Genomic DNA, 13,231 nt, shown 5'->3' with positions numbered 1-13,231 from the left:
GGTAAGATGTGTGTATGGATTCATAGCTTTCTCCTTCTAATAGTTGGTTGGTACATCTATTTTATAGGAAAACTATGGATCTTTTTTTATTTTATTATTGTTGTTGCACTTAAATTGTAAATTCGTCGTACAAAAAATAATTACTACTATATAAGATACGAAAAGCGACACGGTAATTGAACCTAACTCAATTACTGTGTCGCTTTTTATTATTTAACCATCATAGCCTAATCTTTCTGAAGCTTCTTGGGCACCGTGACGTAAGATCCGCATATAGTCTTTTAATTTATCTTTATTCATACGAGTTAGAGGATCAACAATAGAAAGGGCGCAGACAACTTCATTCTCATAATTCCAAACTGGGAGAGTCAGTGGATAATTACTTTCAGTTAATTCAGCCACACTAAAACTATACCCTTGGCTACGAACTTTTGATAATTCTTTCTTCAATTGAATCGGATTTGTAATTGTATGCTCTGTGAAAGCAGAGTGTGGAAGGTTAATCGCTCTCTCAATTGTTTCTTCATCTGAATAAACGAGAAGCACTTTACCAGTACTGGTTGCATGTACCGGATTTTTCATTCCAATTTGTGTATTGATATCTGAGTAATATGGACCGTTCATCTTATGGACGTAGAGGACATCTGTTCCCTTGAACGCAGTGATTTGTGCACTTTCATTTGTTCTTTGAATAATATTGCTAAGTACCAGACCAGCTTCGCGGTAAATTTCATTTGTGTTTGCAAATATACCTGCGTTAGTAACTTATTACCCAACATGTAACCATGATTTTGGAAATCACGGGCTAGAAGGTTTTCTTTTTCTAATGGGTGGCATGGGTGTTGAAATGGATATGCCTTACGGACTGAATGAAATTTGGGGTTATAAAGGAACAAGAGAACATATGGCTGAGTTAATTGATTTATTGCCTATGACAAAAAGTTCGCGACTGAAGAATTAATTACTGTTCGTCATGTTGCAAGTCAAGAGCCTGGCTTCCATGAAGCATTCAGTTCAATGTTCCCACATTCACGCCAAAGTTCTACGGATAACTTGTCATTCCCAAACGGAAAATTTAAGAAAATCAAACATAAAACTTTATTAGTTCATGGGCGTGAAGATAAAGTTGTTCCGGTTTTTTTATACCCAAGCAAGTTGATCAAGGTAGTCAATTAAGGCTTCTTGAAAGTCACGAAAAGCAGGGCTGGTTGTTATGACATGGCGTCCATCTTGGAAACTATCAAGGTGAACCGTTGCGTGAGTTAATTTACTTGCAATATCATCTTGCGTCTTAGGATCAATCAGCTCATCTTGAATGGATTTAGCAATATAAGTAGGGGTCGTTATCTTTTGTAAGTTATCACGAACGCCTATAATTAACTCATCAATTTGCTCGATTTGTCGATTCATTAAAGGGGTCAAGGTTTCAATTTCCTGTTGGATATCTTCATCTGACCATTTTCTATGTGAAAGAATGCGTCGAATGGAGCTTGTGATGTATTTTCGAATAGGTGTTGGGTCTAGGCCATTAATACATGGACTATTGAAGGCGCCAATTGCGGTGAATTGATTTGGGTATTTTTGAGCAGCATTCAAAGCCAATATTCCCCCTAGAGAAAGTCCCATAATTGCAATTTGTTTATAACGCTCATCTTCCAAGAATTGAATTGCTTCATCAACTTGGTGAGTCCATTCATTGGGATGGATCTGGAATAAATCGCCCACAGATTTTGTCCCATGTCCCGCTAGGTTAAAAGCATAGACACTGTAGCCTGCCTTGCGAAGCGCTCTAGCCGTTCGTCCAATTTCTTGAATACTTCCAACAAAGCCGTGTAATAATAAAACACAGCGGGGACCTTTTTGATAATAGATCGTGTCTTTTGAGTCGGGCACGATAATCCTCTCCTTTAATAAAAAACAAGCAATATAACGAGTGTTATACTGCTTGTCAAAGTTTTATAATTGGTTTAATATTTCTTCGATGACAACAGCAACACCGTCTTCACGGTGTGAAGGAGCAATAAACTTAGCTATTGCTTTCACTTCTGGTGATGCATTTTCCATGGCGTAACTATGACCTGCCATTTGTAACATTGAGCGATCGTTTAAAGAGTCCCCGATGGTAGCAACGTCTTTCATAGCAATACCGCGAGAAGCTGCATACTCAGCAACTGCAAACCCTTTTTGCGCTTTTGAATGTGTCACTTCTAAGTTATCTGGTCCCGAAGACGTAATGTCTAAATCTTCATAGCCTTCAAAAGTTTTAAGGAAGTTAGGCAAATTGCTATCAGAGGGTTCACCGAAAATCATAAATTTTAGAGCAGTGGTATCATCTGTATAACTAAACTCACTCATATCTTTAATGTAAGCAAGTTCATGAATGAACTGCGCATCACTGGAATAAGCATCGTCTGTTTCGATATTGGTATATTTCTCGATTTCTAATTTGCGAAGCATTCCCTTCACACGATTAACGAAAGCTTCTTTATCTCCTACATAGAAGTATTTATCCGTCATGACTGAATAAGCCGTTTTAGTTTCTTCTAGGTAGTTCAGCATTTCTTTAACAGTATCAATTTCTAACGGGATTTTTGTTTCGATGTCACCATCTAAGTTGTAGACGGCGGCCCCATTTAAGTTAATCATTTTACAGTTGATTTTATGAGCATCTAATATTGGTCTTGCAGAATTGTAGGCACGCCCAGTAGCGATCACAAATTCGATGCCTGCTTGTTGTAGTGCCTTAATTGCTTTCGCATTTCTTTCAGAAACCACGTGTTCTTCATTGAGTAGCGTCCCATCCATATCCGAGACAAATAACTTAACCATTTAATATCCTCCAATAATTTTTTGAATATTTTCTAGCTATAGTTTAACATGAATCAAAATAAAGTGATATGATATTGCTAAGTATATAAAGAGGTGAAGCATATGAATGAACAATATTTTTCTAATAATCCCCAAAGTCAACATCAAGAAAAGCAAATAGATACTGTAGTAAATGGGTTCAATCTTAAATTGATTACCGATAGCGGTGTGTTCTCAAAAGACCGCGTAGACTATGGATCACAGCGTTTAGTAGAGACGTTTATGGAAGAGAAACAAGTCCTTGAAGGTCAAAAAATTTTAGAATTAGGTAGTGGTTATGGACCAATCGTTATAACCTTAGCTAAAGCATTTCCTCAAGCCTCGATTACCGCTGTGGAATTAAACGAGCGAGCCTATCACCTTGCCCAGAGAAATAGCTCATTGAATCAAGTTGGGACGATTCAATGGTTACTAGATGATGCGACATCAGTCGATCTGAACGGAGAGGTTTTCGATTATGTCCTAACTAACCCACCGATTAGAGCAGGAAAACAGACGGTTCATCAGTTTATTACCCATAGCTACAAGCAATTGAAACCAGGAGGCTCCTTATGGGTCGTCATCCAGAAGAAACAAGGAGCACCATCTTTATATAAACATATGGAAGATATTTTTGGTAGTGCTGAGAAAGTAAAGCAAGATAAAGGTTACTGGATATTAACGAGTGAGAAAATCGTGTAAAAAATATAAAATATGACGATACAGCCTAATATTGGACTGTCATTTTAATCATGATATAATTATATTAAGGGTAAGGTAGTAGTTCCGTTACAGTGCCAATCAACCTGTCAAAGATGCAAAGACAACATAATAGGAGGTTCGCTGTTATGAGTTTTAATAGTGTCCATGATGCACATCGACGAGCGGCTATACAAACGCAACAGGCAATAGCGAAAGAAAGTCGAGATAACAATAAGAAAGACAACAAGAAACATTTTAACGTAGATGATACTACTCGAGTAGTGAAGGCAGATACATGGGTGGAGCGGTTAAAAACAAAACTAGCTAAAAAATAGTAGACAGGCGAACATCAAATAAGCTAAGAAGAGTGAGATTAACTTACTCTTCTTTGTATTGTTTCAACCAAAAAATTCGAAACGATTTGTAAGTAAGCGTGTTAATGATAAATAAGATAAAAAGTATTGACATAGGACTAAAATTCTAGTAATATAGATAAACGCAAAGAATAGGTATAGATGAAGAGATCACCGCTGAAATATTGTCCAGTCGGTGTTTTCGCCAGAATAAAACAAAAGATTGAGGCGCTTTTAACCTAAAGTTCACAATCCTTTGTTATTTTTTTGCCAAAATTGAGTAAAAAAAGCAAGTGTAACGCAATGTTAATATTTGTAACAATTCTGTAATATCTAACTTAGTTCTAAAATTTATAAGGGGTGAAGAGCTTGAGTAATCATCATATTGTGAAATATGGTAAAAAAGCAGAGCGTCGTAGTTATTCACGTATTAACGAAGTACTAGAATCACCAAACTTAATCGAAATCCAAACTGATTCATATCAGTGGTTCCTTGAGGATGGGTTAAAAATTATGTTTGAGGATATCTCACCAATCGTTGACCACACAGAAAACTTAGAGTTACATTTTGTAGACTATGAATTTAGAGAAGCGAAATATAACGTCGACGAAGCAAGAAGTCATGATGCAAACTTTTCTCAGCCAATTTACGTAAAATTACGTTTAGTGAATCGTGAGACAAATGAAGTAAAAGAACAAGTTGTTTTCTTTGGGGATTTCCCAATGATGACAGAAATGGGAACATTCATTATTAATGGAGCAGAACGTGTTATCGTTTCTCAATTAGTACGTTCGCCGAGTGTATATTTCCATGATCGCCTAGATAAGAAAAACCGTCACACATTTACATCAACAGTCATTCCAAACCGTGGTGCATGGTTAGAATTTGAAACGGATGCTAAAGGTGTTGCGTATGTACGTATTGACCGTACACGTAAATTACCACTAACAGAATTAGTTCGTGCTTTAGGATTCGGATCAGATGAAGAAATCTATGATATCTTAACTGAATCAGAATTATTAAACACGACTATTGATAAAGATGTACATAAAAACGTTGCAGACTCTCGTGTAGAAGAAGCATTGAAAGATGTTTATGAACGTCTGCGTCCAGGTGAGCCGAAAACGGCAGAAAGTGCGAGAAACTTATTAACAGCTCGTTTCTTCGATCCACGTCGTTATGACTTAGCGCCTGTTGGACGTTACAAGATCAACAAAAAACTTCACTTAAGATACCGTTTATTAGGCTTAACATTAGCTGAGACTTTAGCGGATCCTGAAACTGGAGAAGTATTGTTCACTGAAGGAACTAAACTAGAGCAAGATGACATTGAAAAATTAGTTCCTTATTTAGATAAAGGCTTAAACATGGTGACGTTACACCCTGCTCCGGAAGCAGTTGTTGCAGAACCAATCGATGTACAAGTTGTTCGTGTTTATTCACCAGAAGATCCAGAGCAAATTATTAATATTATTGGTAATGGTCATTTGACTGAAGAAGTTAAGAGCTTAACTCCAGCAGATATCATTGCTTCAATTAACTATTATTTATTCCTAGACCATGGTATTGGTGAGACAGACGACATTGACCACTTAGGTAACCGTCGTATTCGTTCAGTAGGTGAATTACTACAGAACCAATTCCGTATCGGATTATCTCGTATGGAACGTGTTGTTCGTGAGCGTATGTCACTGCAAGATACATCTTCAATGACACCCCAACAATTAATTAACATTCGTCCTGTAGTTGCTGCAATCAAAGAATTCTTTGGTTCATCTCAGCTATCTCAATTCATGGACCAATCAAACCCACTGGGTGAGTTAACACATAAACGACGTCTATCAGCCTTAGGACCTGGGGGATTAACCCGTGACCGTGCTGGATACGAGGTACGTGACGTGCATTACTCTCACTACGGGCGTATGTGTCCGATTGAGACACCAGAGGGACCAAACATTGGGCTAATTAATTCACTCGCAACTTATGCGAAAATCAACGAGTTTGGTTTCATAGAAACACCATTCCGTAAAGTTGATCGTGAAACAAACCGTGCAACAGAAGAGATTCATTATTTATCAGCAGATGAGGAAGATTTATATATCGTTGCGCAAGCAAACTCATTACTGGATGAAGATGGAACATTTACAAACGAAACTGTTATGGCTCGTTACAAGTCTGAGAATATCGAAGTTCCAAGAGAACAAGTCGATTTCATGGATGTATCACCTAAACAGGTTGTTTCAGTTGCGACAGCATCAATTCCTTTCTTGGAAAATGATGACTCGAACCGTGCCCTAATGGGAGCGAACATGCAACGTCAAGCTGTTCCATTGATTAATCCTAAAGCACCATATATCGGTACTGGTATGGAATATCAAGCAGCACATGACTCGGGAGCAGCGTTATTATGTAAACGACCTGGTACAGTCACTTATGTAGATGCAGACCGTATTCGCGTTAAATTAGAAGACGGATCATTCGATGATTACCGTTTAACTAAATTTGCTCGTTCGAATGCTGGTACATGTTATAACCAACGACCAATTATTGAATCAGGTGAAACTGTTGCTAAAGGAGATATCTTAGCGGATGGACCTTCAATGGAAAATGGAGAAATGGCCTTAGGTCAAAACCCATTAGTAGCCTTCATGACTTGGGATGGATATAACTACGAGGACGCGATCATCATGTCAGAACGACTTGTTAAAGATGACGTATATACTTCAATTCATATTGAAGAATATGAATCAGAAGCTCGTGATACTAAGTTAGGACCTGAAGAAATTACACGCGAAATCCCGAACGTAGGGGAAGACGCACTTAAATATCTAGACAAAGACGGAATCATTGCTATCGGTGCTGAAGTTCGTGATGGGGACATTTTAGTAGGTAAAGTAACACCTAAAGGTGTAACAGAATTATCTGCAGAAGAACGCCTATTACATGCAATCTTCGGTGAGAAAGCACGTGAAGTCCGCGATACATCACTACGTGTACCACATGGTGGAGGCGGAATCGTTCATGACGTGAAAATCTTTACGCGTGAAAACGGAGACGAATTATCACCAGGAGTAAACATGTTAGTACGTGTTTACATTGTACAAAAACGTAAAATTAGTGAAGGGGATAAAATGGCCGGACGTCACGGTAATAAAGGGGTTGTCTCTTTAATCGTGCCTGAAGAAGATATGCCATTCTTACCTGATGGAACACCAGTGGACATTATGCTGAACCCATTAGGGGTACCTTCACGTATGAACATCGGACAAGTATTCGAACTTCACCTTGGAATGGCAGCGCGTGAGATGGGTATTAATATCTCTACACCTGTATTTGATGGTGCAAGTGAAGAAGACGTTTGGGAGACAATCAAAGAAGCTGGACTAGCAGAGGATGCTAAAACTACTTTATATGATGGTCGAACAGGGGAGCCGTTTGATCGTAAAGTATCAGTTGGTGTTATGTACATGCTTAAATTAGGACACATGGTTGACGACAAAATCCATGCTCGTTCAACTGGACCTTACTCATTAGTAACGCAACAACCATTAGGTGGTAAAGCACAATTTGGTGGACAACGTTTTGGTGAGATGGAGGTGTGGGCCCTTGAAGCTTATGGTGCAGCTTACACATTACAAGAGATTCTAACTTACAAGTCAGATGACGTTGTAGGACGTGTGAAAACTTATGAAGCCATTGTAAAAGGTGAGCCAATTCCAAAACCAGGTGTACCTGAGTCATTCCGAGTATTAGTAAAAGAATTACAATCTCTAGGATTAGACCTACAAGTACTTGATGCAGATCACAAAGAAATCGACTTACAAGATGATGAAGAAGATGACGATATCATCAACTTTAATGCCTTAGAAAAATACAAAGAAGATCAAAAGCAAACAGGCAATAAACCAGTTGCTGCAAGTGAAGCTGTAGAGAAAAACACTGATAAATAATTTTAAGTTAGTATAACGGGATAGAATGATGAGAGACCCGCTCTTTAAACGAGTGGCTCCCGTCGACTATCGGCAATTTTATAAGGAGGTTGGCCCTTTGATAGATGTTAATACTTTTGAATCAATGCAAATTGGTTTAGCATCCCCAGAGAAAATCCGTAGTTGGTCATACGGTGAAGTTAAAAAGCCAGAAACAATTAATTACCGCACACTAAAACCAGAAAAAGATGGCTTATTCTGCGAGCGTATTTTTGGTCCGTCAAAAGACTGGGAATGCGCGTGTGGTAAGTACAAACGTATTCGCTATAAAGGTCGTGTTTGTGAACGTTGTGGTGTTGAAGTAACGCGTTCTAAAGTACGTCGTGAACGCATGGGGCATATTGAATTAGCAGCTCCAGTAACTCACGTTTGGTATTTCAAAGGAATTCCAAGTCGTATGGGTCTTATTCTTGATTTAAGCCCACGTTTATTAGAAGAAGTTATTTACTTTGCTTCTTATATCGTGATTGAATCAGGTGATACACCTTTAGAAGTTAAATCATTATTAACTGAGACAGAATACCGTGAAAAACGTCGTGAATTTGGTAATCGATTTAAAGCTAAGATGGGTGCCGAAGCAATTCGTGACTTACTAGAAGCAGTAGACATTGAAGCAGAAGCAGCAGAATTAAAAGAGGCATTGAAGACAGCGACAGGACAAAAACGTACGCGTGCCATTCGTCGTCTTGATATTCTAGACTCATTCTTAGAATCAGGTAATGATCCAACTTGGATGATTATGGATGCACTACCAGTTATTCCGCCAGAGTTACGGCCAATGGTACAACTTGAAGGTGGACGTTTTGCAACAAGTGATTTGAACGATTTATACCGTCGTGTTATTAACCGTAACAACCGTCTAAAACGTTTATTAGATCTTGGAGCACCAAACATCATCGTTCAAAACGAGAAACGTATGTTACAAGAAGCAGTTGACTCATTAGTTGATAACGGTCGTCGTGGTCGTGCTGTAACTGGACCGGGTAACCGTCCATTGAAATCATTATCACACATGTTAAAAGGTAAGCAAGGACGTTTCCGTCAAAACTTACTTGGTAAACGTGTTGACTATTCAGGACGTTCAGTAATCGTCGTTGGACCATCATTAAAAATGTACCAATGTGGATTACCAAAAGAAATGGCTATTGAATTATTCAAACCGTTTGTAATGAAAGAATTAGTTGAACGGGATATCGCAGGAAATATTAAAAATGCGAAAAAAATGATTGAAACTCAAGATGACGCTATTTGGCCAGTTATTGAAGACGTGATTAAAGAACATCCGGTTCTATTAAACAGAGCACCTACACTTCACCGTTTAGGTATTCAAGCTTTCGAACCAGTGATCGTTGAAGGTAAAGCGATTCGTCTTCACCCATTAGTATGTGAAGCCTATAACGCCGACTTTGATGGTGACCAAATGGCTGTTCACGTTCCGTTATCTGAAGAAGCACAAGCAGAAGCAAGACTATTAATGTTAGCTGCACAACATATCCTGAACCCTAAAGATGGAAAACCAGTTGTAACACCATCACAAGATATGGTTTTAGGTAACTACTACTTAACATTAGAAGAAGAAGGACGTATCGGAGAAGGTATGGTGTTCTCTTCTGTAAGTGAAGTTGAATTAGCTTACCAAAATGGATATGTACACTTACATTCACGTATTGCTATCCCAGCGGCTTCATTAGAAGGAAAACCATTTACAGATTGGCAAAAAGACCGTTTAATGGTAACGACTGTTGGTAAAGTGATTATTAACCAAATCATGCCAGAAGAGTTCCCTTACTTAAACGAGCCAACAACTGAAAACTTAATTGAACGCACACCTGATAAATACTTCCTTGAACATGGAGTAGATGTCAAAGAAGCGATTAAAGAAATGGACTTAGTACCTCCATTCAAGAAAAAACATTTAGGTAACGTCATCGCAGAAGTGTTCAAACGTTATCAAGTAACTGAAACATCTATCATGCTTGATAAGATGAAAGATTTAGGTTATAAATACTCAACTCGTTCAGGTATGACTGTCGGGGTTGCGGACGTTATTAACTTAGATACTAAAGAAGGAATCATTACAGATGCTCATGACCGCGTTGAGAAAATCACTAAGCAATATCGCCGTGGTTTAATTACTGAAGATGAGCGTTATAACAATGTTATCCGTACTTGGGAACGTGCGAAAGACCAAATTCAAAACGAATTGGTTGAAAAACTACCACGTCTTAACCCAATTAACATGATGTCTGATTCTGGTGCCCGTGGTAATATCTCTAACTTCACTCAGTTAGCTGGTATGCGTGGTAACATGGCGGCTCCAAGTGGTAAGATTATCGAATTACCGATTACTTCGAACTTCCGTGAGGGATTAAACGTACAAGAAATGTTTATCTCTACCCATGGTGCGCGTAAAGGTATGACCGATACTGCCTTGAAGACAGCCGATTCAGGATACTTAACACGTCGTTTAGTTGATGTGGCACAAGATGTTATTGTTCGTGAAGATGACTGTGGAACAGACAAAGGTCTAGTAATTAGAGCGATTAAAGATGGAAATAGTGTCATTGAATCACTAGAAGAACGTCTCATCGGTCGTTACTTACAAAAAACGATTCGTCACCCAAAAACGAACGAAGTTATTATCTCTAATAACGAATTAATTACAGAAGATATCGCGCAACAAATTATTGCTGCTGGTATCGAAGAAGTAACGATTCGCTCAGTATTCACTTGTGATACGATTCATGGTGTATGTAAACACTGTTATGGACGTAACTTAGCGACTGGAGACGAAGTTGAAGTTGGTGAAGCAGTTGGTACAATCGCTGCCCAATCAATCGGTGAGCCTGGTACACAATTAACAATGCGTACATTCCATACGGGTGGGGTTGCCGGTGGTGGAGATATCACTCAAGGTCTTCCTCGTATCCAAGAGATCTTTGAAGCACGTAACCCTAAAGGGTTAGCTCAAATCACGGAAGTGGATGGTGAGATTGAAGCGATCGAAGAGAAAGCTTCAGACCGTACTAAAGATATTACTGTTCGTGGTATTACAGATACACGTACATATAACGTGCCATTCCAATCAAGACTTAAAGTTACTGTTGGAGAAACTGTAGAACGTGGTCAAGCCTTAACAGAAGGTTCAATTGATCCGAAAGAATTACTACGAGTAACTGATGTTATCACTGTTGAAAACTATCTATTACATGAAGTACAAAATGTTTACCGTGGACAAGGGGTAGAAATCGGAGATAAACACGTGGAAGTAATGGTTCGTCAAATGCTTCGTAAAGTACGTGTTATGGACCCAGCTTCTACAGATATCTTGCCAGGAGCATTATTAGATATTGCTGACTTCACTAAAGCCAACGAAGCAGCAATCAAATCAGGAGAAGTTCCTGCAACTGCACGTCCAGTTTTACTAGGAATTACAAAAGCAGCTCTAGAGACAAATTCATTTATCTCTGCTGCATCATTCCAAGAAACGACACGTGTCTTAACTGACGCTGCTATTCGTGGAGATCGTGACGAATTGATCGGATTGAAAGAGAACGTTATTATCGGTAAACTAATTCCTGCCGGAACTGGTATGAACCGTTACCGTTCACTTGAAACGTCAACTTCTGAAGATATCGAACGAATTTTAGAAGAAGAAAGAATTGCAAAAGAAAAAGCCGAAGCTGAAAAAGCTGAAGCCGAACAAGAAGAGAAAGACGCTAAGTCTTCATTTAAATAATTAAATATTTTCAAATACAAACGCCTGCTCACTGAGTTAAATTAGTGAGCGGGTGTTTTTTTGTATTTATATTCTATATGGAGAGGATACAATACAAACCGAAAAATATAAATGGGAAAAAAGGTAAAGCGCCAGTGAACTTAAAACTGAATAAGTATCTCAATAAGAAATAACATAGTGCTGTAGTCGATGTAATAAATAAAAACATAGGGAATAGAGATACAGGTATACATAATGAAAGGATAGTAAAGACTTTAATATCAGCTCCTCCAATAGAGGCAGGCCTTAGCGTGTTAAAAATTAAGAAAGAAACAAAGGTTACCGATGAAAGCAATAATTGCATATCAAATTCAAGATCGCTGACGTAAACAATATACAAAACAAGACATAAAAGAATGAACTGAAGCAAATCAGGTACCATCATAGCGTGTATATCACAGTAGATCATTAACAAGCTTACTAAGGTAAAGACCAAGATAAAGTAGAAGTGATACTCATTAAACACAAAGCTAGACCATACGAACAGAAGACCACTCATGATTTCAACTATTATATAGTAGAAAGTCGTTGGCTTATGGCAATAACGACACTTAAATCGACTTAAAACTTGAGAAACAATTGGAACTAAATCAAAAGCTTTGAGTGTAGTAGAGCAATGATCGCACGTAGAACGACGAGTAAAACGAATTTGCTGGTGTACCCAATCAAAGGCAAAGCAATAAGTAAAGGACCCAAGACAACTACCGATAATAAACTGAAAAATATATATCATATAAAAACCTCCTAATGATATATACAAGAAAAAAGGTCAATTCCATTATTAAATTTACATAAAATCAAAAATAATATATAAAAGACAAAAAAAGGTTGACGGTTAGCTGAATTTCATGCTATATTATTTCCTGCTGTTACGAGAAAAAGTAACTATTACCTAACAATAGAGACTGTTTACATTAAATTTACAAAAAATTTTCAAAACTATTGACAGATTGTAAATGCAATGTTATACTTATTCAAGTCGTTACAGTAATGTTTGTAGCGGTTACAAAAAAAGCCAAAAGCGAATAAACAATCAAAAACTTTAACTAGTTATTGACATCGTTATGGCGTATATGGTATTATTTAAAAGTTGTCTTAGCAGACAACGAGCACAAGGAAGTGGATTAAATACTTAAAAAAGTTATTGACTTTAACTTCGTAAACGTGCTATAATAATAAAGTTGCATCACAACCGCAACGAAAGCTCATTGAAAACTGAACAAAGATAAACACACCAAATGTGTAAGGGGATCTGTTCTACGGAACAGACAACCAAACAATTTCGCTGGACGGCCACCAGTTTAAAAGAGGCCAACAAAGCTAGAATAGTAATGAGCAAAAGCTCAAACAATCAATTATGAGAGTTTGATCCTGGCTCAGGACGAACGCTGGCGGCGTGCCTAATACATGCAAGTCGAACGCACTGACGGAGAGCTTGTTCTCTTGACGTGAGTGGCGCACGGGTGAGTAACACGTGGGAAACCTACCCTTCAGCGGGGGATAACCATCGGAAACGATGACTAATACCGCATAGACGACAGAACCGCCTGGTTCAATCGGG

The 13,231-nt window shown here is 38.2% G+C and carries 9 protein-coding genes and 1 rRNA gene; 6 read left to right on the top strand and 4 right to left on the bottom strand.

What is annotated here, in order from left to right; genetic code table 11:
• Positions 1–213 precede the first annotated feature (213 nt).
• Positions 214–624: an IclR family transcriptional regulator gene (locus ACEN33_RS10235; protein WP_197104051.1), complete on the bottom strand. Its 411-nt coding sequence runs from the start codon at positions 622–624 to the stop codon at positions 214–216.
• A 112-nt stretch (positions 625–736) separates the two neighbouring features.
• On the opposite strand from ACEN33_RS10235, the gene ACEN33_RS10230 reads away from it, so the two are divergent.
• The gene (locus tag ACEN33_RS10230; RefSeq protein ID WP_407090870.1) at positions 737–961 is read left to right on the top strand and encodes a hypothetical protein; all 225 of its coding nucleotides are present in this window, start codon (positions 737–739) and stop codon (positions 959–961) included.
• A 179-nt stretch (positions 962–1,140) separates the two neighbouring features.
• Here the strand turns inward: ACEN33_RS10230 and ACEN33_RS10225 are convergent, their stop codons facing one another.
• Positions 1,141–1,893 carry an alpha/beta hydrolase gene (locus ACEN33_RS10225; RefSeq protein WP_407095013.1) on the bottom strand — a complete coding sequence of 251 codons (753 nt, stop codon included), beginning with the start codon at positions 1,891–1,893 and terminating at the stop codon, positions 1,141–1,143.
• A 63-nt stretch (positions 1,894–1,956) separates the two neighbouring features.
• Positions 1,957–2,829, bottom strand: a complete 873-nt coding sequence (locus ACEN33_RS10220; protein WP_407095011.1) for a Cof-type HAD-IIB family hydrolase — start codon at positions 2,827–2,829, stop codon at positions 1,957–1,959.
• Positions 2,830–2,931: 102 nt separating this feature from the next.
• Between ACEN33_RS10220 and ACEN33_RS10215 the strand changes: the two genes are divergently transcribed.
• The 4 genes from ACEN33_RS10215 (at position 2,932) to rpoC (ending at position 11,631) form a co-directional block, all read left to right on the top strand.
• Positions 2,932–3,549: a class I SAM-dependent methyltransferase gene (locus ACEN33_RS10215; protein ID WP_407095009.1), complete on the top strand. Its 618-nt coding sequence runs from the start codon at positions 2,932–2,934 to the stop codon at positions 3,547–3,549.
• 146 nt (positions 3,550–3,695) lie between these two features.
• The gene (locus ACEN33_RS10210) at positions 3,696–3,884 is read left to right on the top strand and encodes a hypothetical protein (protein ID WP_407095007.1); all 189 of its coding nucleotides are present in this window, start codon (positions 3,696–3,698) and stop codon (positions 3,882–3,884) included.
• Positions 3,885–4,262: 378 nt separating this feature from the next.
• Positions 4,263–7,853 (top strand): DNA-directed RNA polymerase subunit beta, encoded by a 3,591-nt coding sequence (gene rpoB / locus ACEN33_RS10205; RefSeq protein ID WP_407095005.1) that lies wholly within the window; start codon positions 4,263–4,265, stop codon positions 7,851–7,853.
• A gap of 97 nt (positions 7,854–7,950) precedes the next feature.
• Positions 7,951–11,631 carry a DNA-directed RNA polymerase subunit beta' gene (rpoC, locus tag ACEN33_RS10200; RefSeq protein WP_407095004.1) on the top strand — a complete coding sequence of 1,227 codons (3,681 nt, stop codon included), beginning with the start codon at positions 7,951–7,953 and terminating at the stop codon, positions 11,629–11,631.
• A 73-nt stretch (positions 11,632–11,704) separates the two neighbouring features.
• On the opposite strand, the gene ACEN33_RS10195 is transcribed toward rpoC, so the two are convergent.
• The gene (locus ACEN33_RS10195; protein ID WP_407095002.1) at positions 11,705–12,403 is read right to left on the bottom strand and encodes a prepilin peptidase; all 699 of its coding nucleotides are present in this window, start codon (positions 12,401–12,403) and stop codon (positions 11,705–11,707) included.
• Positions 12,404–13,023: 620 nt separating this feature from the next.
• On the opposite strand from ACEN33_RS10195, the gene ACEN33_RS10190 reads away from it, so the two are divergent.
• Positions 13,024–13,231, top strand: a 16S ribosomal RNA gene (locus tag ACEN33_RS10190); the annotation flags it as partial.

This window comes from Ruoffia sp. FAM 24228 (genome assembly GCF_045528575.1).
GTDB lineage: Bacteria > Bacillota > Bacilli > Lactobacillales > Aerococcaceae > Ruoffia > Ruoffia halotolerans.
Note: the sequence above shows the minus strand (reverse complement) of the source record. Positions and strands in the feature narration are given on the sequence as shown.

Coding starts and splice junctions, on each gene's coding strand:
- ACEN33_RS10220 (WP_407095011.1), bottom strand. CDS start 2,829: ATGGTTAAGTTATTTGTCTCGGATATGGATGGGACGCTACTCAATGAA.
- ACEN33_RS10210 (WP_407095007.1), top strand. CDS start 3,696: ATGAGTTTTAATAGTGTCCATGATGCACATCGACGAGCGGCTATACAA.
- ACEN33_RS10235 (WP_197104051.1), bottom strand. CDS start 624: ATGAACGGTCCATATTACTCAGATATCAATACACAAATTGGAATGAAA.
- ACEN33_RS10215 (WP_407095009.1), top strand. CDS start 2,932: ATGAATGAACAATATTTTTCTAATAATCCCCAAAGTCAACATCAAGAA.
- ACEN33_RS10195 (WP_407095002.1), bottom strand. CDS start 12,403: ATGATATATATTTTTCAGTTTATTATCGGTAGTTGTCTTGGGTCCTTT.